The sequence below is a fragment of the Saccharopolyspora shandongensis genome (assembly GCF_900106995.1).
Taxonomy (GTDB): domain Bacteria; phylum Actinomycetota; class Actinomycetes; order Mycobacteriales; family Pseudonocardiaceae; genus Saccharopolyspora; species Saccharopolyspora shandongensis.
This window is the reverse complement of sequence record NZ_FNOK01000002.1, coordinates 322,593-347,085: the sequence shown is the minus strand read 5'-3', so window position 1 is coordinate 347,085 and position 24,493 is coordinate 322,593. Positions and strand designations below refer to the sequence as shown.

Here is a 24,493-nt window from a genome sequence, read left to right as displayed (position 1 = left end):
ACGCGCTGGTGGGCGGCTAGCCTGCGGTGGTGAGCGACGCCGCGTGGAAACCCCGACTCATCGCCCTCGACATCGACGGAACCATGCTCGATCCCGCCACCCAAGCGATTTCCGCGGCGGTCAAGGCCGCGGTGCGCCGCGCGGTCGAAGCGGGCGCCCAGGTCGTGGTGTCGACCGGCCGGAGCACGCTCGGCACCCTGCCGATCCTGGATGGGCTGGAGCTGACCAGCGGGTTCGCGTTGTGCTCCAACGGAGCGGTGCGGGTCGACGTGGCGACGCGGGAACCCGTGTCGATCGAGACGTTCGAACCGGGGCCGGTGCTCAACGAACTGACCAGGCGGCTCCCCGGGGCGATCTTCGCGAGCGAGGACATCGGCGCCGGCAGCCTGGTGACCAGCAAGTTCCCCGAGGACGAGCTGCACGGCCCGCAGCAGCTGGCCACACTGGACGAGCTCGTCGACCACCCGGTGCCCCGGCTGATCGCGAACTGGGTGGATCACGAGCCCGCCGAGCTCCTAGCAGCGATGACCGGGGTTCAGCTGCCCAACTGCACCTACACCGTGGACCACTACGAGCCGTGGGTCACCGTGGTGCCGGAAGGCGTGACCAAGGGCGCGGCGCTGGAGAAGCTGCGCGCCGAGCTGGGCATCGCGAGCGAGGACACCTTCGCCGCCGGTGACGGGGACAACGACATCGAGATGCTGCGCTGGGCGGCGCACGGCGTCGCGATGGGGCAGGCGGTGGAGATCGTGCGCGCCGCGGCCGACGAGGTCACCGGGCCGGTCGCCGAGGACGGGCTGGCGGCGGTCCTGGACCGCTGGTTCCGGTGAGACCTCCGGGACACCCCTGAGGCCGTCATCCTGTAGGACGGGGTTGACTACGACTCAGGTCTGACCCGAGGTCCAGACGCTGGTCCGATGCAGGCGCACGGGCCCGCCGGGCACGCTTTGCGATGTGGCCCGGTTGGGCCGCGGCATTGTCGGCTTACAGGAGTGATCATGATCGAGGCGATCGGCCTCACCAAGCGCTACGGCCCGAAAGTCGCGGTGAACAACCTGTCGTTCACCGTGAAGCCCGGCCGGGTCACGGGTTTCCTCGGCCCCAACGGGGCAGGCAAGTCCACCACCATGCGCATGATGCTCGGCCTGGACCGGCCGACGTCCGGTGAGGTGCGCATCGACGGCAAGCCCTACCGCGAGCTGAAGAACCCGCTGCGCACCGTGGGCGCGCTGCTCGACGCGAAGTGGGTGCACCCCAACAGGTCGGCACGCACCCACCTGCTGTGGCTGGCGAAGTCCAACGGCCTGCCCGCGAAGCGCGTCGACGAGGTCCTCGGCATGGTCGGTCTGGAGGAGGTCGCGAACCGCAAGGCGGGCGGCTTCTCGCTGGGCATGTCGCAGCGGCTCGGGATCGCGACCGCCCTGCTCGGCGACCCGAAGATCCTGTTGTTCGACGAGCCGGTGAACGGGCTGGACCCGGAGGGCATCCACTGGATCCGGCGGTTCATGCAGGGCCTGGCCGCCGAAGGGCGCTCCGTGTTCGTCTCCAGCCACCTGCTGTCCGAAATGGCCCTGACGGCCGAGGAACTGGTGGTGATCGGCCGCGGCGAGCTGATCGCGCAGTGCAGCACCCAGCAGTTCGTGGACAACGCCGGCACCCAGGGCGTGCTGGTGCGCTCGCCGCGGGCGGAGCAGCTGCAGCAGCTGGTCAGCGCGCAGGGGCTGAGCGTGCGGTCGACGGCCCAGGACACGCTGGTCGTCGAGGAGGCCGAGACCGAGCAGATCGGCGAACTCGCCGCGCAGCACGGGATCGTCCTGCACGAGCTCACCGCGCAGCGGAGCTCGCTGGAGGAGGCCTTCATGCAGATGACCGGCAACGCCGTTGAATACCAGACCAATCTCGGCGCCGCCGCGTCCGCGCTGAACACCTCGGGGGTGGCCCGATGACCCTGCTCGCCGTCGAACGGATCAAGCTCTTCTCCACCCGGTCGCCGTGGTGGTGCACCTTCCTCGCGCTGGCGTTGACCATCGGCTTCGCGACGCTGTTCGCGTCCCTGGTCGAGAACGAGATGTCGCTGTCGATGACGCAGGCCGGCTACCAGTTCGGTCTGATGGTGGTCCTCGTGCTCGCCGCGTTGTCGATCACCACCGAGTACCGGTTCGGCACGATCCGGGCGACCTTCCAGGCGGTGCCGAACCGGACCGCCGCGCTGCTGGCCAAGACGGTCGTCGTCGCGCTGGTGGCGCTGATCATCGGCGAGGTGGCCGCGTTCGGCTCGTGGGGAGCCGCGAAGCTGCTGGCGCCGGGCGCGGATCTCGCCTTCGCCACGAGCGACGACTGGCGCCAGGTCGCCGGAGTCGGCCTGGTGTTCGCGATCGGCGCGGTGCTGGCGGTCGCGGTCGGCGCCATGCTGCGGCAGACGGCCGGTGTCGTCGCCCTGCTGCTGCTCTGGCCGCTGCTGGTGGAGAGCCTGGTCGGACTGATCCCGAAGATCGGCGCCGACGTGCAGAAGTGGATGCCGTTCAACGCCGCCGGCCACTTCCTCTCGGGCGCCGACGGGGCGGGCGACATGCCGTTCGGGCCGTGGGGCGCGCTGGCCTACTTCGCGGCCGTCGCGGTGGTCCTGTGGGTGATCGCTTTGATCATCGTTCAGCGGCGCGACGCCTGACCAGCGAGAACCCAAGCAGCTGCGGAACCTTTCATGATCAACTATAGAAATGCCCAGTTGGGCGCGGGATAGCAAAACGTTACCCGGCCCGGCCGAGAGTCTGATCACGTCAACCGATAGGATCAGCGGCAAGATCGAGCCGCAGAAGTCGCCTCCCGGTGCGTGCGGCACGCAGGGTCCGCAGTGGACACCGCGCGAGGCTGACGACGGGGCCGACTAGCACAACCGAATTCGACCGACTGCAAAGCGCTCGGGGGCGCCGGCGGTCGGGACGGGGGAGGGCCCGGGCTGTCATTCGGGGGATGGCCCGGGCCCTGTGCTTTCTGCATGACCGCAGCGGCTCCGCCGACCTCGCGCGGCGTCCCGCGTCAGACGCTGGGGCGGACCACCAGGACCGGGCAGGCCGCGTGCCGGACGCATTGCTCGGCCACCGAGCCCAGCATCAGGCCCGCGAACCCGCCACGCCCGCGGTGACCCACGACCAGCAGGTCCGCTCCCCGCGATGCCGACAGCAGCGCCTGCGGCGACGGCGAGTGGACGACGTGTATGTGGATCGGTAGGTCGGGGTGTTCGCCGAGCTTGTTGGCCACGATGCGTTCCGTGTCCGCTTCGACCGACTGCTGGAACTCGTCCATGCTCGGCACGACGTTCGGCGGGCAGTCCGCCGGCCGTGGTGCGGTCCGGAAGCTCCAAGCCCGCACGACGTGCAAGGGAACGCTGCGGCGCCGGGCCTCCGCCGCCGCCACGATCAGTGCGCGCAACGACGATGCGGAACTGTCCACGCCGACGACGACACCGCCGTCGATCTCCACCTGTTGGATCGTCTGGTCTGGCACCCCTCCACTCCAACCGCATCCGGGTGACTTGTCGAGTCGACCTGCGGTGGATCGACCGAACACGTTGTAAACATGTGACTTTTGACACATTCAACATGCTCGCGTCATTCTTTGTATTCGCTGTGGTAAGGCATGAGTAAGGGATGTCCCGAACCAGCGTCGCTTGGGGGCATGCGCTGGCCGAGGGCGAGTTCGTGGCTCGCGACTTTCTCAACAGCAGAAGGGTGGGCCGATGGTGCAATCGAAGGAAATCCCGGCAGTTCAGGCGCAGCAGGACGGTGCACGAGTTCGTTCGACGAACGACGTCCAGCTGGAGCCGGTGCCCAGGCTCGAATGGTCGCTGGCCACCGAAGCACACCCACCCGCGCTGGAGGCGGCAACACCCGCATCGCTGCGGCGGAGCTGGATCCACACCGCGCCCGAAAACCAGGTGCTCGAACTGTTCCGCAAGCTGCACGGCACCAAGCGCCGACTGCCCGCCCCGTGGTGGCTGCGGGCGCTCGATCGCGGCGAGATCGAATCGCGGAAAACGGCGTTCGAGATCGAGGACGAGGCGCACGCAGTGCTCGGCACGCGACCGGGCTGGGTCTTCGTGCCCTGGGCCGGCATCGGCGAGGCCGGGTACTGGGAGTTCGCGCCGTCGGACCGGGCACCGATGCGGATGCCCACCACCGTGGTGCTGACCGACGAGCACCGGGGCTGGCTGAACGTGGTGCCGGCGCACGGCGAGGGCGAGCCGGTTCCGGTGCCGGTCAAGCGGTCCACCGGCCTGGTGTCGATGCTGGGGCAGATCGAATCCTGGTGATCCACCGGCCCCGGCTCCCGAACGAGTGGGTTCGGTCGTCGGGGCCCAGCACCGGTTTGCGATACTGAGTCCCCGTGAATGCCTCTGACCAGCAGGTTCCGTTTCGTCGTACCGTCGTCAGCTACGTCCAGCGCGGCGAGCGGATGACGGTGGGCCAGCAGCGCGCCTGGGATCGCCACTGGTCCGAGCTGGGTTCCGAGGTGACCGCGCTGCCCGAGGGCCCGCTGGACCTCGCGGCCTGGTTCGGTCGCTCCGCGCCGGCGGTGCTGGAGATCGGCTCCGGCATGGGCGAGACGACCTCGCAGCTCGTCGCCGCCCAGCCCGACGCCAACTACCTGGCGGTCGAGGTCTACAAGCCGGGTCTGGCCCAGCTGATGCTGCGGGCCGAGAAGCTGGAGGTCACCAACCTCCGGTTGCTGCGCGGCGATGCGATCGTGCTGCTGCGCGACCACATCGAGCCCGCGTCGCTGGCCGAGGTGCGCATCTACTTCCCCGACCCGTGGCCGAAGAAGCGCCACCACAAGCGGCGCCTCGTGCAGCCCGATTCGGTTCGGCTGATCGCGTCCCGGCTCGCGCCGGGCGGCGTGCTGCACCTCGCGACGGACTGGGAGAACTACGCCGAGCAGATGATGGAGGTCTGCCAGGCGGAACCGCAGCTGCGAAACCGGTACGCCGACGAGCCGGGCGGCTGGGCGCCGCGGCCGGAGTGGCGACCGGTCACGAAGTTCGAGAACCGGGCGCACGAAGAGGGCCGCGAAATCCACGACCTGATCTTCGAGCGCATCTAGCCGCGGCAGGCCCGCCGCCCGGATCGGTTGTCGGACCGCTCTGCCATCGTTCGCTCGGAACGAGTTGCCTGAGCAGAGGGAGACGAGCGCGATGACCAGCGACCGCCAGCGCGCAGCGCAGCCGGAGGACCTCAACAGGTTCGTGCTGGAACGGCTCAACGCCGGCGACGTCGACGGGCTCGTGGCGCTGTACGAGCCCGACGCCGTGCTGATCGTCCCGACCGGCCGGGCTGTCGGGCACCGGGCGATCCGTGCGGCGTACGAGCAGCTCGTGGCGGCCCGGCTCGAGTTCGCGCCCGGCGAGACGCAGCCCGCGATCCGAAACGGCGACCTGGCGCTCACCGCGGTGCGACTGGCCGGTGGCGGCGCCACCGTCGAGGTGGCCCGCCGTCAGCCCGACGGCACCTGGCTCTGGGTGATCGACCAGCCCAACCTGCTCGGCTAGGCCTCGTCGCGCCGGTTGCCGGAAGGTGCTTCACCGAGACCGTGCCGCTCCGCGAATTCCGGAGCCGTCACGCCCAGGACCGCCATGTCGTGGTGCCGACCGGCGAAGAACTCGTGTTCGCGCAGCAGGCCTTCCTCGATGAAGCCCAGCGTGCGGTGCAGCGCAAGCGACGCCTCGTTGTCGGCGTAGATCTGCGCCTCGCACTTGTGGTACCGGCGCTCGCCGAACATGAAGCGCAGCAGGAGCACGACCGCTTCGGACGCATAGCCGCGCCGTTGGTACTGGTCGTCGATCGCCACGCCGTGGGAGAACCGGCCGGTGCGCGGGTCCGCGTCATGAGTCGACACGGACCCGACCAGCACACCGCTGTCCAGCGCCTCGATCACCAAGCGGACGGAGTCGTCGACCGGCTGCGCGGCGGACTGCTCGGCCGTCCACGCGCGGTATCCGTCGGCCGAGCGCGGCGGGTAGAGCGCGTCCGCCGATCGCTGGTGCTCGGAGTGCGAGTCCATTCGCATGAACGCTCGCCAGTCCTCGGGCTCGATGCCCCGCAGCCGAACGAGCCGGCCCGTCCAGAAGGAGCTCATCCGGCCATCCCAGCAAGCGTTTCACCCTCGCGTCCAAGGCTTTCTCGCTCGACCCGCAATGTCAACCGGCTTGCCGAGTGCTGGTCACACGTTCGTGCAGGCTTCCGCGATCTCTGCGGTGTCCCAGTAGAACGGGTGGATGTCGATGATCTGCCCGTCCTGGATCTCGATCGTTTGCAGGATGGGGAATTCGAGCCGGCGGCCGGTCGCCCGGGAGCGTGCCCGGACCTGGGTGAGCACCACCAGCGGCCCGGCCGTGTCGCTCGGCGTCAGGAAGTCCTGCGCCAGCATCTCGAACGATTCCCAGGTTCGGCTCATCTCGAGGAAGAACCGTTCCATGCCCTCGTGGCCCCGCCAGTTTCCGCCGTAGGGCAGCGCCTCGGCCTGGTGCAGGACGACCTGCGGCGAGAAGAACTCGGCGAGCGGCTCGAAGCTCGCTTCGCCGGGCCCGCCGGCCGCCAGGTACTCGGCCTCCGCCGCGTACATGCCCTTCAACACCTGCATCTTCGTTCGCACCGTCACGCGACCAGCCTTGCCGCACGGGAGGCCGGATGCTGGCGGCGATCAGACGCCGCACTGGGCCTGGCCATCCACGACGAACAACAAGATATTCACTCAATTGGCCGATCAAGCGTCGCGATTCCCGGGTCGATAGAAGTCACGATGAGTGGGTTGTCGCGCGATCGTGGTGTTGTGAATTCACCAAAAAGAAGAATGCTCATGCAGTGACGAGTGAGCAGCGATCGCGACTACGTTACCGGCCCGTGACGGATATCCGTGATGAAGTCATCCCGGCCCAACAGCGCCAGCCGGACACCGGTGTCGAATACGCCACCGGCACGAGCCGACTCGTCGCCGATCGGTGCGAACCGACCACGGATATCTCGGCGGCCGAGCAGTTCCTGCGGGCCTTCCACGACGCTCATCCCGAGGCGGGCTCCCTGTCCGAGCGCCTGGCCGAGGTGCGCCAGGAGTTCGCCAACACCGGCACCTACCGCCACACCAGCGAGGAACTCGCCTACGGCGCGCGCATCGCGCTGCGCGACAGCGGGTGGTGCACGAGCGGTGTGGCGTGGCGCCAGCTGAAGGTCCGCGATCTTCGCGGCCTGTGCAACGCCTCAGCGATCGCCAGCGAATGCTTCGAGCATCTCCGGCTGGCCACCAATGCGGGCCAGATCCAGCCGCTGATCACGGTTTTCGCCCCGGACTCGCCGGATCATCCCGGCCCGTGCATCTGGAACGAACAGGTCGTCCGGTATGCGGGCTACGCGTTGTCCGGCGGCGGTGTGCTCGGCGACGCCCGGTACAGCGGATTCACCGCCGAAGCCCAGCGCCTCGGCTGGAAACCGCCGACCCAGCGCGGGCGCTTCGACCACCTGCCGCTGGTGGTGGAGACCGCCCACGAAGGCCCCAAGCCGGTGACCATTCCGCGGGACGTGGTGCAGGAAGTCCCGTTGGAGCACCCGGAGTTCTCGTGGTTCGTCGAGCTGGGCCTCCGCTGGCACACGGTGCCCCTGATCAGCAACATGCAGCTGCTCATCGGCGGCATCCGGTACCCGGCCGCGCCGTTCAACACCTGGTTCGTGGGAACCGAGATCGGCACCCGCGGCCTGGCCGACGAGAGCGCGTACGGCGTCACCCGGCACGTGGCCGAACGGCTGGGCATTGACACCTCCACCGAACGAACCCTGTGGCGGGACCGGGCGATCGTCGAGATCAACCGGGCCGTGCTGTTCTCGTTCGACTCCGCGCGCGTCACGATCACCGACCACCACAGCGAGGCACTGCACCGGCTGGCCTGGTTGGGTTCCGCGCCCCGGACCGGTGCCTCCCGGCCGATGTTCACCGTCACCAAGGAAGCGACCCAGCGTGCCCGGCAGGGAGCACCGAGTGGCTTCCCGTCCCCCGAACCGAGCTGGCCACGGTACGACGTGCCGGCCCGGATGAACCGGCGTTGCCTGGGAACCGGCCTGCCCGAGGACTGACCGGCGCACCGGCCTTCGAGGCACCACGCCGGGCCGCGACGCGGTCCACGATCTCGGGGAGAACCGAGCTGAGCGACATGAGCAGCAACACCGCGAGGGCGATGAAAGCTCCGATTCCGGAAACGATGTTGGCGAGCATCTCTGACCTCCCTGGTCCTTCTTTCCAACACTTCAAGCATCGCCTTCGGGGCAGGTGCGGCGGATCGGTCATGTGGTCGGCCCCAGATGGCCATCTGGCCAGTCCCGCGCGTGCGGAACTGGCCAGATGGTTTACGGGACGCTCGTCCACTACTCGTCGGCGACGGGTTCGCGGCTGATCCTGCGCAGCATCGGGCCGCTGCTGGAGGCGGCGAGCACCGCGACGGCCACACCGATCACGACCGGCGCGAAGATCCAGCCGCTGATCACCACCTGGGTGTCATCGCCGAACAAGGTCAGCATCGAGACCCCGATCGCGATGCCGCCCGCACCGGCGGTCAGCGTCGCGACCAGCGCGGGCAGCGCTGCCTCGGTCCGCAGGGCGCGCCCCAGCATGCGCACCGGGGTTCCCGCCGCGATCAACGCGCCGAAGGTGCGTCGGCGATCGACCACCGACGACGCGGCGGTGATCGCGGCGCTGCTGCCCGCGAGCAGTGCGGCAAGCCCCAGTCCGATGGCGGTCACCCGCTTGAGGTCGCCCAGCATCGTCTGCTGTTCCTCCAGACGCAGCTCGCGGCTCATGAAGCTTTCGGCGGGCAGTGCCGCGGCGAGCGCGGTCCGCACCTTCTCCCGGTCGGCGTCGGTCGCCGGGTTCACCACCAGCGTCGATTCCCCGACGTTCGCGATCTCAGGCACTAGCTCGGGGTCGATCAGCACCGAAGAACTCAGCTCGGGATCCTGGCCGCCGAGCGGCCGCGTCACGACGTTGGCGGGCAACCCGAACGTCGGCGGTTCATCCTCGGAATCCGAGGCCGGGTAGGCCCGGATGCGCAGCCCCGAATCCGGCAGCTGAGTGGCGGGATCGGCACGAATGGCCGGTGGTCCCGCGCACACGCCGACGGCCATCCGGGTCACCGCCGCCGAGTCCGGGCAGCTGATCACCAGGCCGGCGTACGTCCCGCCCTCGGAGGTCTCGAGGGTGGCTTGGTTCGCGCTCACGACCGTGGCGTTCGCGCCGCGGCGCTCCAGCTCGCCGACGACGCGCTTCTTCTGGTCGGCCACCGTCGCGGACGGAACGTCCAGGTACAGCACGGAGTCCTTGAAGGAACGGCCGCCGCCCGCGAAGGTCTCGAAGCTGGGCAGGAGCGTCAGCGCCATCGACCCGACGAACACCGCGAGGACGATGCCGGACACGGACCGGTAGGCGGCCTTCGGGTCGCTGCGCAGCCGCCGACCCGCGAGCAGCATCGCGGGCCGTCGCCACGTGGTGGCGAACAGCTTGCCGAGCGCACCGGTCAGCCACGGACCGACGATCGAGGCGGACAGCAGAACCGCCGCGAGCGCCGCGAGCATGAAAGTCACGCCGCCGGTCTCCTCGGCCGTGGAGAGCCCGAACGCGAAGAACAGCGCTGCCGCGGGCAACGCGAGCAGCCGCCACGCCTTGGGCGCCTTCCGCGACTGGTTCATCGCCGCGCCGACCGGTGCCTGCACGACCCGGCGCAGGCCCAGCACCGCGGCCAGCACGACCAGCAGCGGAATCACGACCGCCACCGCGACGACCGTCGGCACGGACGGGGTGAAGTCGCTCGGCAACCAGGTGCCGCCGCCCCACGGGATCTGCGCTCCCACGAACCGCAGCGGCCAGCTCAGCAGGAGGCCGAGGACGGTTCCCGCCACCGCGGAGATGGTGGTCTCGGCGGCGACGGTGCCGACCACCTGCCCCGGCGTCGCACCTGCCAGCCGCAGGGCCGCGAGCCGGCGCTCCCGGCGAGCGGCGGTCAGCCTGGCCGCCGACGCGACGAGCACCAGGCTGGGAATCGCGAGCAGCACGATCCCCACCCCGGACAGGAACTTCAGCAGGAAGTCGTCGGTACCGGCCGCGATCCAGCCCGTTTCCTCGGCCTTGGTGGCGTCCAGCGTGCCCGGCTGGTGCCCGACCACCGCGACGAGCTGCTCCGGGAACTTCAGCGAGGTCTCGTCCAGAACGCCGACGACGTTGCCCTCGAAGCGGTTGGCGAGCTCTTCACGCGGGTGCTGCTTCGCCAGCTCGGCGAGCCGCGGCGACAGCAGAACCTCGCCCGCACCGGGGAAGCTCGGCGCGCCACCCACCGCGGGCCGGTCTCCCGACACGTCGAGCCGGATGATCTTCTCGTTCTTGAAGAAGTCCAGGCTCGCCTGCGAAATCGCGCCGGAGGGATCGGCGGCGCCGCGCTGCCAGGTCGCCCGCTCCATTCGAGCGTCCGTCGCGTTCGGCAGGGTCGCCAGGAACAGGACCAACGCGGTGGCGACCGCGACCCCGGCGGCGGTGAGCAGCGCCGACAGGCGGCTGCGCGAGTCGACACGCAGCACCCGCAGCGCCAGCTGCACGGGATTCATCCGACCATCACCCCGCCCGCGATCAAGCCGTCGCGGATCTCCACGATCCGCCCCGCCTTCGCGGCCAGTTCCCGGTCGTGCGTCACGATGACCACGGCCGCCTGGGTCGCCGCAGCGGCGGCGAACAGCGCCTGCGTGGTCTCCTCACCGGTGCGGGTGTCCAGGGCGCCGGTCGGCTCGTCGGCGAAGATCACCTTGGGGCGGTGCGCGAGCGCCCGCGCGATCGCCACCCGCTGCGCCTGACCGCCGGAGAGTTCGCCGGGCAGCCGCTTCTCCAGCCCGCCGAGGCCGAGCCGCCCCAGCCAGTCCCGAGCGCCGTCCAGCGCCTGCTTCCGATTGGCACCGGCCAGCAGCAGCGGCAGCGCCGTGTTCTCCTCCGCCGTCAGCTCGCCGACCAGCATGCCCTGCTGGAAGACGAAGCCGAACTCGTGGCGCCGCAGCGCGCTGCGCTTCGCCTCGCCGAGCTGGTCGATGCGGTGCCCGTCCAGGAGCACCTCGCCGCCGTCCGGGCGCAGGATCCCGGCCAGCACGTGCAGCAGCGTCGTCTTGCCGGAGCCCGACGGCCCGACGATCGCCATCACCTCGCCGGTGCGGATCGCGAGGTCCACCCCGGCGAGTGCCCGGTGCGAGCCGTAGTTCTTGACCAATCCGCGCCCCATCAGGAACGGTTCCCCGAGCCGCCGCTCGACGATTGAAGCCGACATCTTCCTTCCTCCTGCTCGTTTCGCGCCGCTAACGCCGTTCATCGCCGGCTCGTGCTCGCCGTGCCTGCGGTTGCTCGTGTTGGGGCTGCGGTCCGAATCTCGGGGCCCCACCGGTGCGGGACCTGCTGGATTCGAGATTGGCCGTCGGCGGCGGATTCCGGATCGGCCTCGGGGCCGCTGATCGACGCGCGAGGGTCGGCCGATCGGCCAGGGCATTCGAACCATTCGGCCAAGGTGTTCGAATCGGGCCACCGGTTACGGTCGAGCCGTGAGCAACATCGCGACGAGCCCCGGAACCGAGCCGTCCGCCCCCTGGTGGCGTCGGCTCGGCCTTTTCCTGCGCTCGCAGTGGATCTTCGCCGGGCTGCTCGGGTTGTTCTGGCTTGGGGACACCCTCGGGTTGCTCGACGACGACAGCGTGCTGCTCCCGGGGATCACCGCGATGGCGCTGCTGGCGATCCTCGGTCGCCGCGCGCCGGTCTGGTGCGGGCTCGCGGCCGCAGTCGTGCTGGGCTGCACCACGGTGGTCGGCCGGCTGTCCGGCGTGCACTTCCACTCCTTGGGGCTGATCACGATCACCCCGACCGAGAACCTGGCGGGCCTCCTGCTGGTGCTGTACCTGTTCCGGTTCCGCCCGCTGCACAAGGCCATTCCGGTCACCGCGGTGCTGGTGGTGAGCTGCGTCGCATCGGTGCTGGTACGCGCGCACATGTCGGTCGTCTACCCGCCGATAGTGTTCGGCCAGACGCTGAGCTTCGGCTTCCTGCAGCTGATGCTCACCGCGGGCACCGGCATCTACCTGCGCAGCCGGCGATCCGCGCCGGAGGAGTCCCGGGACACCCCGTTGCGCGCGCTGGTGCGCCGGCAGTGGCCGGTGATCGCGGTGCTGAGCGTGCTGGTCGTCTTGGAATTCACCAAGAACGGCGAAGATTCGCTGATCAGCGGCTTCGTGCTGCTGCTGTGCGGCGTCGTGATGTCCGTGCTGGCCGTCTTCGGGCCGGTCCGGCCGTTCGAGGCGTCGGTACTCGGGGCCACGGCCCTGGTGCTCACCTCGTTGATGATGCGCTTCTGGGGTCTCTCGACCGAGGTCGCCATGATCGGCGGGATCCCGATCTCCGCCACCGGAGCGGGCATGCTGCTGGTGACCTACGCCACCAGGCACGCGGAGCCGCGGCGCGCGGTGCTGGCGGGCGCCGCGCTGGTCGGTTCGGCGTTGTTCGCCCTGCTCGTGATGCCGGTCTCCTCGTCATCGTTCAGCGATTTCACCGACTACCTGCAGTCGATCTTCATCGGCGGGTTGTTCCTGGTCATCTCGGTCGGCACCGGGCTGTACTTCCGCGCGCGGGACACGGAACGCGCGAAGACCGTGCGCAGCGCGGTGTCGGACGCGCAGCAGGCCGAGCGGATGGCCTTGGCCCGGGAGTTGCACGACGTGGTGGCGCACCACGTCACCGGCATCGTGGTGCAGGCCCAAGCGGCCCAGATGGTCGCGGAGAAGAACCCGAAGGCGGCGACCGACGCGTTGGCGCGCATCGCCGACAGCGGCACCGAGGCGCTGACCGCGATGCGTCGGTTGGTCGCGAGCATGCGAGGCGCGGAACCGGCCGGCGCGTCGGCGGCCACCGAGCAGGCCACCACCGACCTCGAAGCGGACCTCGAAGCCCTCGTGAACGCCACTCGGCGGGTTCCGGTCGGCGACCACCGGCCGACCACTGTGGACCTGCGCATCGACCTCGGCCGGGAAATCCCGCCGGAGGTCGCCCGGTCCACCCTCCGCGTGGTGCAGGAATCCCTGACCAACGCCGAGAAGCACGCGCTCGACGCGAGCTACGTGCAGATCGACGTCCACGCCGACCCGGTGAACATCTACGCGCGGATCACCGATGACGGCACGGCAGTACGCCAGCAGCCGGTCGGCGGATCGGGCGGATACGGTTTGGTGGGGATGCGGGAACGGATCGAGCTGCTGGGCGGCCGGTTCCGGGCCGGTCCTGGAGACCACGTCGGTTGGTGCGTCGAAGCAGTTCTGCCGTTGGCGGAGCAGAACAGGGAAGTGGGACAGCGATGATCCGGGTGTTGATCGCCGACGACCAGGAGCTGGTGCGCGCCGGTTTCCGGATGATCCTGGAATCCCAGGACGACATCGAAGTGGTGGCCGACGTCGCGAACGGCGTGGACGCGGTCCGGGTCGCACGGGAGAAGCGGCCGGACGTGTGCCTGATGGACATCCGCATGCCCGGGATCGACGGGTTGGAGGCCACCAAGCAGCTGGCCGGCCCCGACGTCACCGACCCGATCAAGGTGGTCGTCGTGACCACCTTCGATCTCGACGAGTACGTCGACAGCGCGTTGCGGAACGGGGCGAGCGGCTTCCTCCTCAAGGACGCCGGTCCGACGCTGCTGCTGGAGGCGATCCGGGCGGCGGAGCGCGGCGACGCGCTGGTCTCGCCGCAGATCACGGTGCGCCTGCTCAAGCACTTCTCCCAGCCCCAGGTGCAACGCCGTGCGGTGCAGGCGCCGTCCGCGGTCCTGACCGAACGCGAGCTCGACGTCGTGCGGGCGACCGCGCGCGGCCTGACCAACGGCGAGATCGGCCAGGAGCTGTTCATGTCGCTGTCGACGGTGAAGACGCACCTCGCCTCCGCGCAGGGCAAGATCAAGGCCCGCAACCGGGTGGAGACCGCGGCTTGGGCCTGGCGCAGCGGGCTCATGGACGAATGATCTTCGCCGCGGCACCCGTTGGCCCGGCCTAGCCAGCCGATTCCTGGCGGCGTGCGCCGCTTTTGCGTGCCACGCCGTTGGTTTCTCGCGGTTTGACAGCATTGCCCGGCGGCTGTTGCACGGCCGATCCCTCCTGCTGCGCCTACCCGTTCGGGGTCGGTCGATCGGTCAGCCGGGACTGACCGATCGAACGAGGCCGACCGGCCGATCAGCCGAGGTCCAGGGGCCGGAATCGCGCGATTCTGGAGTCATGACGAGGCGCACTCAAGACATCTTCTTCATGGCGGTGCTGGGCGGAATCGCGGGACTGGCGGGGGTGATCATGTTGCTCGTCATGAGCACGGCGGGTGGCGGATAGGCGTCGGGCAGAATGCGGGCATGTCGATCGCACTGCGCCTGCACGCACCGATGGTTCTGCCCTGCGATCCCGGCTGCTCGGTGATCAGGGACGCCGTGGTGGACGTCGACGGCGAGGGTCGCATCGTGTACTGCGGGCCGCGGGTCGGTGCGCCGGAACGTCCGAACGACGCGACCGTCCGGGAATGCAGCGGAATCCTGCTGCCGGGCCTGATCAACGCGCACGCGCACAGCCCGATGACGCTGCTGCGGGGGATGGGTGGAGACCTGCCGCTGCTGCGTTGGCTGCACGAGGTGATCTGGCCCGCCGAGGCTCGGCTGCGTCCGGCGGACGTCCGCGCCGGGATGGAGCTCGGGTGCGTCGAGATGCTGCGGGCCGGCGTCACGACGAGCGCCGAGATGTACTTCATGGGCGAGTCGGCGGTGGAGGCCACCCTGGCGGTCGGGTCGCGCGTGGTGTTCGCATCGGCGGTGATCTCCACACCAGCGCTGGAGAAGCTCGGCGGCTGGCAGGGCATGGTCGACGGGATCAACCGGTGGATCGACGCCGACGGCCTTCGGTTCGGCCCCGGTGATCGGGTGGAGCTGGCGTACGGACCGCATTCGGCTTACACGCTGCCGCCGGAGGCGCTGCAGACCATCGGCGAGTCCGCGCAGCAGCGTGGCGCCCTGGTCCACACGCACGTGGCGGAGAGCGCCGCCGAAGACGCCGAGCAGCGCAAGCAGTTCGGTTCGGTGCCCGCGCTGTTGGAGAAGCTCGGCGTGCTCGACGGCCGGGTGCTCGCCGCGCACGGCGTGCACCTGTCGGACGACGACATCGAGTTGTTCGCGCGCCGCGGGGTGGGCGTGGCGCACTGTCCGGGATCCAACGCGAAGCTCGCGTCGGGGACCGCGCGGCTGGTCGACATGCTGGCCGCCGGAATTCCGGTGGGGCTGGGCACCGACGGGCCGTCCAGCAACGACGATCTGGATCTGTGGGAGGAGGTGCAGTTGGCGGGACTGTTCGCACGGACGGTCACGGGCGATGCGACGGCGCTCAGCTCGCGGGCGGCGCTGCTCGCGGCGACGCGAGGCGGGGCCGAGGCGCTGCACCGCGACGACATCGGTGCGCTGGAACCCGGGTGCTGGGCCGACATCGTGCACCTCGACGTCGACAACCCGGCGTTCGCCACGGGCCTGGACGCGCCGGACGATCAGGTGTTGGCGAACGTGGTGTGGGCGGCCGGTTCCCGGTCCGTCCGGGACGTCTGGGTCGCGGGTGAAGAAGTGCTGCGCGAGCGCGAGCCCACGCGGGTGGACCGGCGCACCGTGCAGGCCACGGCACGCAAGTCCGCGCAGCACATCCGGAGCTGAACCGAGGCCACCTGTTCGGACCGGATGCTTGGGCCGGTCCCGGCGCAGGGCGCGCTTCGCGAGGCGGCGTCAGCCGTTTGCGGCGCGAGGTGCTGCTCGGACTGAGGTGGGTCGCATCCGGCTGGGACGGCTCCGACGTAGCGGCTTGGGCTTTCGCCACGCCGGAGCGACCACAGCAAGACTGCGGCTGTCGCAGGGGGCTTCCCGTGCGGGTCGTCCCTTGCGGAACGGGCCTCAGGACGGCCGGATGACGATCTCGGTGAGGTGTGCGTCGCCGGTGGCCCGCACCGCGGACACGATCGGCGTAGCGACCGACTCGGGGCGCAGGTAGTGGTCCGGCTCGAACGCGCCGCCCTCCTGGTCGCGGACGGTGCGCTGCATGTCGGTGGCGGTGCGTCCCGGGAACACCGAGGTGACCCGCACGCCGTTGCCGGCTTCCTCGGCGCGGAGCACGTCGGCGAAGGCGCGCAGCGCGAACTTGCTCGCGGCGTACGAACCCCAGTTCGGCTTCGCGGACAGGCCTGCGCCGGAGTTGACCAGCACCACGTGGCCCTTCGCGGCGCGCAGCGCGGGAAGCAGCAGGCGCGTCAGCTCGGTGACGGCGAAGAGGTTCAGCTCGAAGGTGCGCCGCCAGGAGTCGCCGGAGGCTTCGGCGACCGAGGCCAGCTCGACCAGGCCGGCGCTGTGCACCACCACGTCGAGCCGCTCGATGTCGGCGACCGCAGTGGCCACGGCGTCGTGGTCGGTGAGTTCCACGGGCCACGATTTGGCGCCGGGGAGCTCGTCGACGAGCTCCTGCAGCGCGGTGGCGTCGCGCCCGCCCAACAGCAGGTCGTGCGTGTCGGAAAGCGAGTGGGCGACGGCGGCACCGATGCCTCGCGAGGCGCCGGTGACCAGGGCAATTGGGCGTTCGGGCATGGTCTAACGGTATCGCCGTACGGTTTCGGCCCGGCGACCGGCCGTCCCAATCAGCGGACTACCTCTTGACCCATTGGGGGTATGAGGCTTAGGTCACCCGAGTGAACAGTGTCGAGGCCGCCCCTGCCGGTGCCCAGAACCGCATCCTGCGCAAGGTCGCGGTCCGGTTGATGCCGTTCCTGATCTTGCTCTACTTCGTGAACTACCTGGACCGGGTCAACATCGGCTTCGCCGGCCCGAACGGCATGAACGACGAGCTGGGGCTGACCGCGACCGCGTTCGGTTTCGCGTCGGGCATCTTCTTCATCGGCTACCTGGTGCTGGAGGTGCCGAGCAACCTCGCCCTGCACCGCTTCGGGGCGCGGAAGTGGCTCGCCCGCATCATGATCACCTGGGGCGTGGTCGCGACGGTGATGGCGTTCGTGCCGAGCCCCACCGCGCTGATCGTGCTGCGGTTCCTGCTCGGCGTGGCGGAGGCCGGGTTCTTCCCGGGCATCATCCTGTACCTGACCTACTGGTTCCCGGCGGTGCAGCGGGCGAAGGCCGTCGCGCTGTTCATGACCGCGGTCCCGGTGTCCAGCGCCATCGGCGCCACCGTGTCGAGCGCGTTGATCAGCACCGGACACGGGATCTTCGGGCTGTCCGGCTGGCGGTTCATGTTCCTCGTCGAGGGCATCCCGGCGATGCTGCTGGCGGTGGTGACCTGGTTCTACCTGACCGACCGGCCGTCCCAGGCGAAGTGGCTGTCGCCGCAGGAGCGGGCCTGGCTGACCGAGCAGCTGGAGGCCGAGCGCGCGCAGACCGAGACGGCGCACGGCTGGCCGCTGCGGAAGGCGCTGACCCACCCGCGGATCCTGGCGCTGGCGTTCGTGTACTTCGGCATCGCGTACGGGCTGTACGCGCTGGGCTTCTTCCTGCCCACCATCATCAAGGGCTTCGAGCAGCAGTACGGCACCGATCTGTCGACGATGGAAACGGGATTGATCACGGCGGTGCCGTACGTGATCGGCGCGGTGGCCATGGTGCTCTGGGCCGCGCACGGCGACCGGACGCGGGAGCGCGTGTGGCACGTCGCGCTGCCGATGCTGCTCGGCGGCATCTGCATCCCGATCGCGCTGTACCTGGGCAATCCGGTCAGCGCGATGGTCGCCGTGACGATCTGCGCCGTCGGTGTCTGCGCGGCGCTGCCCACCTTCTGGGCGTTGCCGAGCAACTTCCTGGCGGGCACGGCGGCGGCGGGCGGTATCGCGCTGATCAACTCGCTGGGCAACATCAGCGGTTTCGCGGCGCCCTACATCACGGGCGCGCTCAAGGACGCCACCGGCTCGCAGAAGACCGGCCTGTGGGTGGTGGGCATCGTGATGGTCGCGGCGGCGATCACGGTGGTCGCCCTCCGCGCGGCGCCACGCGCGGAGCAGCAGGAATCGACCGACGCCCGATCCGAAAGCTGACGCACGGCATCCAAAGTGGACGCCGCAGCGCCCGTACTTCAGGAGCGAGCAGCGGCGTACAGCCGCAAGAACGCCCGCACACCGCTCACGATGAGCTGGTCGGCCTCGGCCTGCGGAATCGGCATCGAGCCGTAGAACGTCCGCTGTAGCACGGCGGTGACGGTGAGCAGGTTGAGGTGCAATGCGGCCTGCTCTGCGTCGTCGAACTCGAGCAGGCCGTTGTCGGCGATCTTCCGGAGGTACGGCGCGAGCCGCTCGTGCGCCGACTGCGGGCCCGCGGCCAGCCACTTCTCCAGCACCGCCGGGGAAATCCGGGTCACCTCCGCTTCCAGCGTCCGGACGAGCGCGAAGTGGTCCGGGAACTCCGCCACCGCCGCGACCCGGTCCCGGCAGAAGGCGACGAGGTCTTCCTCGAGATCGACGATCTTGCGCAGGTGCAGCTCCATCAGCCGCAAGATGGCGTCGGTGACCTCGTGCGCCCCGTCCAGCGCCACCGACAAGAAGAGCTGTTCCTTGTCGGCGAAGTGGTTGTAGATGGTGCGCTTGGACACCTGCGCTTCTGCGGCGATCGCGTCCACGCTGGCCCGCGTGTACCCCTCGCGGCCGAACACCTTGCGCGCCGCCTGCTCGATGGCGCGGCGCTTCTCCGGTCGGCCGGTCGGTGACACCGGAGCTCCCTTCCAGCGAACTGCACTACTCCGTGCAGTCTACGTCGGACCTCACCGGGAGCCGCCGACCTTGGGGCCGGACCGCAGGTCGGTGAAGTAGCTGTCGTGCTCCACGAAGAACCGCTCCCGCTCCGCGTCGCCCAGCGCCGCGATGTGCCCGACGCCTTCGAAGTACCCCTCGCGCGGGGCGCCCGGCGCGAACAGCATGAGGAACGACACCGGCTCGTCGGACTCGTTGTAGAAGGAGTGCAGCCCTCCCGGGGGCACGTAGAGGAAGTCGCCCTTGGTCGCTTCGCGCCACTTCGCCCCGTCGTAGACCTGCATCGATCCGTCGGTGACGAAGAACGATTCGGACATCGCCTTGTGGAAGTGGGTGCCGGTTCCGGCGCCGGGAGCGAGGTCGACCACGTGGTAGAGCCCGAAGTCGCCGCCGGTGGCGATGTCGTGGGTTCGGCCGGTCGGTTTGCCGGTGGCCAGGTAGTAGGTCCTGGTGCCGGACGGGTTGACCAGCTCCGGATCGGCGTCCGCCGGGCGGAAGGAAGCGCTGATCTCGCCGGCGTCGCCCCGGTACCGGTCTGGCGGGTAGGACATGGTGATCCTCCTCTGGGTCTCACCACGAAATTACACTCGACAGTGCAATAACTCAACTGCACGGTGTAGTTTACTTATCTCGCCCCGACGCTCACCGGAACACGGCGTCGAACGGCACGATCTCCAGATCCACTCGGTCTCACCCCGTCTGCGACTGAAAGTCGTTGCCGTTCCTGCGAAGCAGCGCATGGACGTCCGAGGCGAGCTCGTGCAGCCGCGGTTCCCGAGCGGCGGCCGCATCGAGTTAGCCGTGCTGGTGATCCTGCAACCGGGCGAACACGGCCCCGCCCGCGCAGATGGCTGGCCGCATCAGCCCGCAAACGCAACGAGGGCCTCCGGACCTGCCGGAGACCCCCGCGCTCGCAAGGTGGATCAGCGCTGGCCGATCTCACCGCCGTCCTTGCGCCAGACCGCCACGACCGACGGACGGGGCTGCGAGTCGCCGCCGTCCGGCCAGTGCGAGGCCGGCTTGTCCGCGCTCGCCCCGTCGAGCTCGCCCGGGTGCTGCACGCACACGGTCACCACGGTGTCCCGGACCACCGGGCCGCAGGTCTCCGCGCCGTGCGGCACCGTCAGGAACTGCTTGACCCGACCGCGCTCCGGGCCGTCGACCGGCACCGCGAACAGACCGTCGTTGCTCTTCAGCGCGTTGCCGTCGGTGGAGATCCACAGGTTTCCGTGCCGGTCGAACGCCACGTTGTCCGGGCACGAGATCGGGCTGACCTGCGACTTGTCGAACCCGCCGAAGTAGGTGCCGGCGTCGTTCGGGTCGCCGCACACCAGCAGCAGGTCCCAGCGGAACTTGGTGCCCGTCGCGTCGTCGTCGACCTCCAGCACGTGGCCGTGCTTGTTGCCGACCCGCGGGTTGGCCTCGTCCGGCGCCGCGTTGCCGGTCGAGCCGCGGTTGGAGTTGTTGGTCAGCGCGCAGTAGATGCGGCCGTTGACCGGGTTCGGCTGGATGTCCTCCGGCCGGTCCATCTTCGTCGCGCCGACCTTGTCGGCGGCGAGCCGGGTGAAGACGTAGACCTCTTCGGCGGTGAAACCGGGCACGAACGACTTCTTGCCGCTGGCCAGCGGAATCCACTCGCCGGTGCCGTCGAAGGCGCCGTCCGAGGGCAGCTTGCCGGTGCCGTCGATCTCGCTCGCCGGGCTGTTTCCGGTGAACCGCGCGACGTACAGGGTGCCGTCGTCGAGCAGCGTCATGTTGTGCCGGCGGGCGTAGGCGCTGTTGCCCGGCTTCATCTTGCCGTTCGACACGAACTTGTAGATGTAGTCGAAGCGCTCGTCGTCGCCGGAGTAGGCGACCACGCGGCCGTCGTCGGCGATCGTGACCGCCGCGCCCTCGTGCTTGAACCGGCCGAGCGCGGTGTGCTTGATCGGCGTGGAGTTCGGGTCGTGCGGGTCGATCTCGACGATCCAGCCGAAGCGGTTGGCCTCGTTGGGCTCCTTCGCGAGGTCCCAGCGCTTGTCGAACTTCTCCCACTTGCGGGTGCTCGCGGTGCCCTTGAGGCCGTAGCGGGCGTAGCGCGCCTTGGTCGCCGGGTCGATGACCGAGTCGGCGTTGGCGAAGTACTGGTTGAAGTTCTCCTCGCCGGAGAGGATCGTGCCCCACGGCGTCAGGCTGCCCGCGCAGTTGTTCTGCGTGCCGAAGACCTTGGTGCCGGTCGGGTCGACCGACGTCTTGAGGTAGTCGCTGCCCGCGGCCGGGCCGCGCAGCTCGAACGGCGTGTTGAGGGTGATGCGCCGGTTGTACCGGCTCGGCTTCGGCGTGAGCCCGCCGCGCCGCTCCCGCTCCACGTACACCACCGAAAGGCCGTGCGCGGCCCAGGCGATGCGCACCTGCTCCTCGGTCGGGTTGTTCTCGTCGTAGCCGACGAACATGTGCGTTTCGGTGGTGTACTCGTGGTTGACCACGAGCAGGTTGCTCTTGCCGCTGCTGTCCAGCGGGACCAGTTCGGCGAAGTCGTTGTTGTAGCCGAACTGCTTTTCCTGCGCCGCCGCGGTCTGCTTGTTGAAGTCGAACTCGGGCGCGTCCGCCACCACCGGGTCGCCCCAGCGGATCACGATGCCCTGGTCGTAGCCCTCAGCGGTGACCACGAGGTCTTCGGTGTTCGGGGCGACCGGGGTGAAGTCGGTGCCCGGGACGTTCCCGCGGCCGGGGCCGGCCGGCGCGGCCGGAGCGGCGGTGGCGGTTCCGGTGAGCGCCGCTGCGCCGCCGACGGCAAGCGCGATCACGCCGCTTGCCTTCAGCGCGGAACGGCGGCTGAGCACGCTCTCGACGATGTCGCCGAAGTAGGCGTTGGCCGAGGTGTTCGGGGCCTCGTGCGCGCATGCGTTGCCGCAGCGGTACTTGCAGGTGACCGAGGCGCGGTTCGCGGAGTGGTGGGAAAGCAGTGGGAGCGGGATTACCCGCCCGCTGTCCGGTCGGGAAGGCAAGCGGACCTCCAGGTGCTCGTTGGGGAACACCTGGAAGTTAGGGCGATCAGGCGATGGTTCCTGTACGCGAAGGTGAACAAGACCTAAACAAGCGACACAGAGTTATCAAAACGGTGCCGGGACAGCCGAAAAGGCCCAACGCAGCGTATCCGGGCGGACACGGATCAGCAGTAGGGCCGCTGGTCGGTGAGCGACGCGGCCACGTTCAGCCAGACCCGGAACTGCCGGTAGATCTCGGGAACGGGGCCGCTGATCGCGACGGTGCGGTCGTCGCGGCCGGTGACGCCGGGGAGGTTCAGCAGCGTGTCGGCCACCGAAGCCGACTGCCAGCGCACCGCGAGCGTCGCGGTTTCCGGCGCGGGCCGCGGCGCCGGGAGCTCGCCGGTCAGGGCGGCGGCGGTCGCGGTTTCGATCGCATCGCGCGCTTCGGCGACCGGCAGCAGTTCGGCGGCGAAGCGGCCGCGCGCGTACTTCACCGCCGCGGTTCGCACGCCGGAATCCCATTCGGCCATCTCCGCGCACGCGGTGTCGTCGCCGGAGAGCAGCACCACCGGGGCACCGAGCGCGGCGGCGGTGGCGTGGGTGAGGCCGATCTCGCCGGTGGCTCGGTCGTCGAGCCACATGTCCTCGATCTCGTGGCCCATGAAGCTGTGGCTGAGCACGCCCGACGTGCCTGCTCGCGAGTGGTAGCCGATGCAGAGCGCGGCGTCGAAGGTGTCGTCGAGCCCTTCGAGCATGCCCATGTTCTTGGGCTTGCCGCGGATCAGCCGGGCCGCCGGGTGCAGCATGTCGGAGCGCAGGTTGCGCATCGGTCCGTGCGCGTCGTTGACGGTGATCTCGGTGGCCCCTGCGGCGATCGCGCCGCGGATCGCCGCGTTGACGTCCTCGGCCATCATCTGCCTGCCGTACTCGTAATCCCGCCCGGCGGGCTGGACGTCTTGCGCGTCGACGAGGCCGGTGACGCCTTCCATGTCGACGCTCAGGTAGATCCGCATCCGCCACCTCCGAAGATCACCGGTCACCGCATGGTTTCACGGCTTCCGGGTTCTCAGCGCAGAGGATTGCTCCGCAACCAGGCCAGGACCTGCTCGGCGTGCTCGTTGGGCGGGAAGATCGGGTAGTGGACGTGCTCGATCACGCCGTCGCGGATGATCAGCGTCAGCCGCTTGTAGAGCGTCGTCCCGCCGGCCTCGAACGTGGGCAGGCCGAGCGCGTCGGCCAGACGCAGCGCGGGGTCGGAAAGCATCTGGAACGGCAGGTGGAGCCGCTCGACGACCTCTCGCTGGTAGTCGGTGGACTGGCTGGACAGGCCGAACACACGGGTCGCCCCGGCCTCGTGCAGGTCCTCGTGGTGGTCGCGGAAGCCGCAGGCTTCGGGGGTGCAGCCACGCGCTCCGGGGATGGAGTCCCAGCCTTCCGGGAGATCGGTGCCGGGACGACCGGTGAGCGGGTAGATGTAGAGCACTGCACGGCCCGGACCGAACGCGTCGACATGGACCGTTTCGCCTGCCGTGCTCGGGAGCTCCAGGCGCGGCATCCGCATCCCGGGCAGGTGGTCGGCCGCGCCATCGTCCTCGGGCACGGGCAGGTCGGCGGGCAGGTTCAGGTAGTCGTTCATCGGGTCCTCTCCACTGGCCGCGCAGCTGTTGCGATGGGCGGCATCTTGCAGGTGTGCGATCAGCACCGCGCGGCGCGAGGTGAGCGCCTCGATCCGCTCGCTGAGCTCATCGATCGCCTCTCGGTATCCGGCGAGCGAGGCCGGGCAGTCGTCCGCGTGCCGCCGCCCGGCCTCGAGGCAGTCGAGGAACGGCCGGGTGCGCTCGACGGGGATGCCCAGCTCGCTGAGGGCCTTGACCTCCCGAACCAGTCGCACGTCGGCCTCGTCGTAATCCCGGTAGCCGTTGGGCAGCCGTTCGGGTGCGATCAACCCCAGCGATTCGTAGTAGCGCACCGCTTTGGTCGTCACACCTGCCCGCCGGGCCAGTTCGCCGATCCGCATTCCTGTCACCTCGATGAACGCTAAACCTTGCCCCCGGGGGCAAGGTCAAGTCGAATTGCGGTATTCCCCGCAGGCCATGCCTCCGGCTCCGGGGGGCTGCCGATTGAATGGTGCGGAGAAGGGGAGTGAGGCATGAGCGAAGACGTCCTCTCGGTCATACCCGCCGATCCGCGCTGGCAGCCGGACCGGGCTGCGGCCGACCGTGCCGCCGCGGTCGCGGCGCGCCTGGCTCCGGGGACTGCCGGTGGCGCCTCGGTCGAGATCCGCATGACCTGGCACGACGAGATGACGGCCATCGACTGCGGCGACAACCTGGAGCGGATCGGCTGCCCGCACTGCGGCGCGTCGATCGACCTCACGTGGTGGTCGGGCTTGCTGGAAGTCCTTCGTGGGGCGGGTTTCGAGACGCTCGCGGTGCAGGTGCCGTGCTGCCGTGCTGCCGTGCTGCCGTGCCGAAGCGTCGTTGGACGAGTTGGACTTCGACTGGCCGTGCGGCTTCGCCCGCTTCGAGATCGCCATCTGGAATCCGGAGCGCATCTGGTTCGACGAGGCGGAGCTCGCCGCCCTCGCAGCAGCGCTCGGACATCCGGTGAGTCAGATCCGCGCCCACCTCTGACGGACGGGGTGCCTTGGGCGCCTGGACGAGGTGACCGGCCTGTTCGCCTCG

23 protein-coding genes are annotated in these 24,493 nt (G+C 69.6%); 12 read left to right on the top strand and 11 right to left on the bottom strand.

The window, feature by feature from the left end:
• Positions 1-29: 29 nt before the first annotated feature.
• The 3 genes from BLW84_RS03310 to BLW84_RS03300 all read left to right on the top strand — a co-directional run bounded on the left by BLW84_RS03310 (position 30) and on the right by BLW84_RS03300 (position 2,668).
• Positions 30-830: an HAD hydrolase family protein gene (locus BLW84_RS03310; protein ID WP_245760899.1), complete on the top strand. Its 801-nt coding sequence runs from the start codon at positions 30-32 to the stop codon at positions 828-830.
• Positions 831-998: 168 nt separating this feature from the next.
• Positions 999-1,946, top strand: coding sequence for an ABC transporter ATP-binding protein (locus BLW84_RS03305; protein WP_093261045.1), 948 nt, complete (start codon positions 999-1,001; stop codon positions 1,944-1,946).
• Entirely contained in the window at positions 1,943-2,668 is a 726-nt protein-coding gene (locus tag BLW84_RS03300; RefSeq protein ID WP_093261043.1) for a hypothetical protein, read from the top strand. Before BLW84_RS03305 ends, BLW84_RS03300 begins: the two co-directional genes overlap by 4 nt.
• Positions 2,669-3,036: 368 nt before the next feature.
• Here BLW84_RS03300 and BLW84_RS03295 read toward each other — a convergent pair whose 3' ends face one another.
• Positions 3,037-3,504 carry a universal stress protein gene (locus BLW84_RS03295; RefSeq protein ID WP_245760898.1) on the bottom strand — a complete coding sequence of 156 codons (468 nt, stop codon included), beginning with the start codon at positions 3,502-3,504 and terminating at the stop codon, positions 3,037-3,039.
• 232 nt (positions 3,505-3,736) lie between these two features.
• On the opposite strand from BLW84_RS03295, the gene BLW84_RS03290 reads away from it, so the two are divergent.
• The 3 genes from BLW84_RS03290 (at position 3,737) to BLW84_RS03280 (ending at position 5,542) form a co-directional block, all read left to right on the top strand.
• Positions 3,737-4,309 carry a hypothetical protein gene (locus tag BLW84_RS03290; protein ID WP_245760897.1) on the top strand — a complete coding sequence of 191 codons (573 nt, stop codon included), beginning with the start codon at positions 3,737-3,739 and terminating at the stop codon, positions 4,307-4,309.
• A gap of 143 nt (positions 4,310-4,452) precedes the next feature.
• Positions 4,453-5,097: a tRNA (guanosine(46)-N7)-methyltransferase TrmB gene (gene trmB / locus BLW84_RS03285; protein ID WP_218157198.1), complete on the top strand. Its 645-nt coding sequence runs from the start codon at positions 4,453-4,455 to the stop codon at positions 5,095-5,097.
• 91 nt (positions 5,098-5,188) lie between these two features.
• Positions 5,189-5,542: a YybH family protein gene (locus BLW84_RS03280; protein ID WP_093261037.1), complete on the top strand. Its 354-nt coding sequence runs from the start codon at positions 5,189-5,191 to the stop codon at positions 5,540-5,542.
• On the opposite strand, the gene BLW84_RS03275 is transcribed toward BLW84_RS03280, so the two are convergent.
• Positions 5,539-6,129 carry a GNAT family N-acetyltransferase gene (locus tag BLW84_RS03275; RefSeq protein ID WP_093261035.1) on the bottom strand — a complete coding sequence of 197 codons (591 nt, stop codon included), beginning with the start codon at positions 6,127-6,129 and terminating at the stop codon, positions 5,539-5,541. The genes BLW84_RS03280 and BLW84_RS03275 overlap by 4 nt on opposite strands.
• An 84-nt stretch (positions 6,130-6,213) precedes the next feature.
• Positions 6,214-6,651, bottom strand: coding sequence for a nuclear transport factor 2 family protein (locus BLW84_RS03270; RefSeq protein WP_245760896.1), 438 nt, complete (start codon positions 6,649-6,651; stop codon positions 6,214-6,216).
• Positions 6,652-6,893: 242 nt separating this feature from the next.
• On the opposite strand from BLW84_RS03270, the gene BLW84_RS03265 reads away from it, so the two are divergent.
• Positions 6,894-8,114 carry a nitric oxide synthase oxygenase gene (locus tag BLW84_RS03265; protein ID WP_245760895.1) on the top strand — a complete coding sequence of 407 codons (1,221 nt, stop codon included), beginning with the start codon at positions 6,894-6,896 and terminating at the stop codon, positions 8,112-8,114.
• Positions 8,115-8,402: 288 nt separating this feature from the next.
• Here the strand turns inward: BLW84_RS03265 and BLW84_RS03260 are convergent, their stop codons facing one another.
• Both BLW84_RS03260 and BLW84_RS03255 read right to left on the bottom strand, forming a co-directional pair.
• Entirely contained in the window at positions 8,403-10,628 is a 2,226-nt protein-coding gene (locus BLW84_RS03260) for an FtsX-like permease family protein (RefSeq protein ID WP_177226246.1), read from the bottom strand.
• The gene (locus BLW84_RS03255) at positions 10,625-11,332 is read right to left on the bottom strand and encodes an ABC transporter ATP-binding protein (protein ID WP_093261031.1); all 708 of its coding nucleotides are present in this window, start codon (positions 11,330-11,332) and stop codon (positions 10,625-10,627) included. The genes BLW84_RS03260 and BLW84_RS03255 overlap by 4 nt, the downstream gene beginning before the upstream one ends.
• A gap of 268 nt (positions 11,333-11,600) precedes the next feature.
• On the opposite strand from BLW84_RS03255, the gene BLW84_RS03250 reads away from it, so the two are divergent.
• The 3 genes from BLW84_RS03250 to BLW84_RS03240 all read left to right on the top strand — a co-directional run bounded on the left by BLW84_RS03250 (position 11,601) and on the right by BLW84_RS03240 (position 15,763).
• A complete protein-coding gene (locus BLW84_RS03250; RefSeq protein ID WP_093261029.1) occupies positions 11,601-13,400 on the top strand; it encodes a sensor histidine kinase in 1,800 nt (599 codons plus the stop codon).
• A complete protein-coding gene (locus BLW84_RS03245; protein ID WP_093261027.1) occupies positions 13,397-14,053 on the top strand; it encodes a response regulator in 657 nt (218 codons plus the stop codon). Before BLW84_RS03250 ends, BLW84_RS03245 begins: the two co-directional genes overlap by 4 nt.
• Positions 14,054-14,431: 378 nt before the next feature.
• Entirely contained in the window at positions 14,432-15,763 is a 1,332-nt protein-coding gene (locus BLW84_RS03240; RefSeq protein ID WP_177226245.1) for an amidohydrolase family protein, read from the top strand.
• A 234-nt stretch (positions 15,764-15,997) separates the two neighbouring features.
• Here the strand turns inward: BLW84_RS03240 and BLW84_RS03235 are convergent, their stop codons facing one another.
• The gene (locus tag BLW84_RS03235) at positions 15,998-16,681 is read right to left on the bottom strand and encodes an SDR family oxidoreductase (RefSeq protein WP_093261025.1); all 684 of its coding nucleotides are present in this window, start codon (positions 16,679-16,681) and stop codon (positions 15,998-16,000) included.
• 101 nt (positions 16,682-16,782) lie between these two features.
• Here BLW84_RS03235 and BLW84_RS03230 point away from each other — a divergent pair, with 101 nt between their 5' ends.
• A complete protein-coding gene (locus tag BLW84_RS03230) occupies positions 16,783-18,132 on the top strand; it encodes an MFS transporter (protein WP_093261023.1) in 1,350 nt (449 codons plus the stop codon).
• Positions 18,133-18,170: 38 nt separating this feature from the next.
• Here BLW84_RS03230 and BLW84_RS03225 read toward each other — a convergent pair whose 3' ends face one another.
• The 5 genes from BLW84_RS03225 to BLW84_RS03205 form a co-directional block, all read right to left on the bottom strand.
• On the bottom strand, positions 18,171-18,800 hold the full coding sequence (locus tag BLW84_RS03225) for a TetR/AcrR family transcriptional regulator (protein ID WP_093261021.1): 630 nt from the start codon (positions 18,798-18,800) through the stop codon (positions 18,171-18,173).
• Positions 18,801-18,851: 51 nt separating this feature from the next.
• On the bottom strand, positions 18,852-19,391 hold the full coding sequence (locus BLW84_RS03220; RefSeq protein WP_093261019.1) for a cupin domain-containing protein: 540 nt from the start codon (positions 19,389-19,391) through the stop codon (positions 18,852-18,854).
• Between the two features lie 372 nt (positions 19,392-19,763).
• Entirely contained in the window at positions 19,764-21,827 is a 2,064-nt protein-coding gene (locus BLW84_RS03215; protein ID WP_093261144.1) for a PhoX family protein, read from the bottom strand.
• Between the two features lie 164 nt (positions 21,828-21,991).
• Positions 21,992-22,822, bottom strand: coding sequence for a M55 family metallopeptidase (locus BLW84_RS03210; RefSeq protein WP_093261017.1), 831 nt, complete (start codon positions 22,820-22,822; stop codon positions 21,992-21,994).
• A 53-nt stretch (positions 22,823-22,875) separates the two neighbouring features.
• Complete coding sequence (locus tag BLW84_RS03205; protein ID WP_093261015.1) at positions 22,876-23,826, bottom strand: MerR family transcriptional regulator; 951 nt, start codon at positions 23,824-23,826, stop codon at positions 22,876-22,878.
• 463 nt (positions 23,827-24,289) lie between these two features.
• Between BLW84_RS03205 and BLW84_RS48310 the strand changes: the two genes are divergently transcribed.
• The gene (locus BLW84_RS48310; protein ID WP_218157189.1) at positions 24,290-24,442 is read left to right on the top strand and encodes a hypothetical protein; all 153 of its coding nucleotides are present in this window, start codon (positions 24,290-24,292) and stop codon (positions 24,440-24,442) included.
• Positions 24,443-24,493 lie beyond the last annotated feature (51 nt).

Bases quoted from the DNA above. Each gene is read 5' to 3' on its own strand.
- BLW84_RS03205 (WP_093261015.1), bottom strand. From the start codon at position 23,826: ATGCGGATCGGCGAACTGGCCCGGCGGGCAGGTGTGACGACCAAAGCG.
- BLW84_RS03210 (WP_093261017.1), bottom strand. From the start codon at position 22,822: ATGCGGATCTACCTGAGCGTCGACATGGAAGGCGTCACCGGCCTCGTC.
- BLW84_RS03275 (WP_093261035.1), bottom strand. From the start codon at position 6,129: ATGAGCTCCTTCTGGACGGGCCGGCTCGTTCGGCTGCGGGGCATCGAG.
- BLW84_RS03240 (WP_177226245.1), top strand. From the start codon at position 14,432: ATGTCGATCGCACTGCGCCTGCACGCACCGATGGTTCTGCCCTGCGAT.
- BLW84_RS03290 (WP_245760897.1), top strand. From the start codon at position 3,737: ATGGTGCAATCGAAGGAAATCCCGGCAGTTCAGGCGCAGCAGGACGGT.
- BLW84_RS03235 (WP_093261025.1), bottom strand. From the start codon at position 16,681: ATGCCCGAACGCCCAATTGCCCTGGTCACCGGCGCCTCGCGAGGCATC.
- BLW84_RS03260 (WP_177226246.1), bottom strand. From the start codon at position 10,628: ATGAATCCCGTGCAGCTGGCGCTGCGGGTGCTGCGTGTCGACTCGCGC.
- BLW84_RS03220 (WP_093261019.1), bottom strand. From the start codon at position 19,391: ATGTCCTACCCGCCAGACCGGTACCGGGGCGACGCCGGCGAGATCAGC.
- BLW84_RS03305 (WP_093261045.1), top strand. From the start codon at position 999: ATGATCGAGGCGATCGGCCTCACCAAGCGCTACGGCCCGAAAGTCGCG.
- trmB (WP_218157198.1), top strand. From the start codon at position 4,453: ATGACGGTGGGCCAGCAGCGCGCCTGGGATCGCCACTGGTCCGAGCTG.
- BLW84_RS03245 (WP_093261027.1), top strand. From the start codon at position 13,397: ATGATCCGGGTGTTGATCGCCGACGACCAGGAGCTGGTGCGCGCCGGT.
- BLW84_RS03300 (WP_093261043.1), top strand. From the start codon at position 1,943: ATGACCCTGCTCGCCGTCGAACGGATCAAGCTCTTCTCCACCCGGTCG.
- BLW84_RS03280 (WP_093261037.1), top strand. From the start codon at position 5,189: ATGACCAGCGACCGCCAGCGCGCAGCGCAGCCGGAGGACCTCAACAGG.
- BLW84_RS03255 (WP_093261031.1), bottom strand. From the start codon at position 11,332: ATGTCGGCTTCAATCGTCGAGCGGCGGCTCGGGGAACCGTTCCTGATG.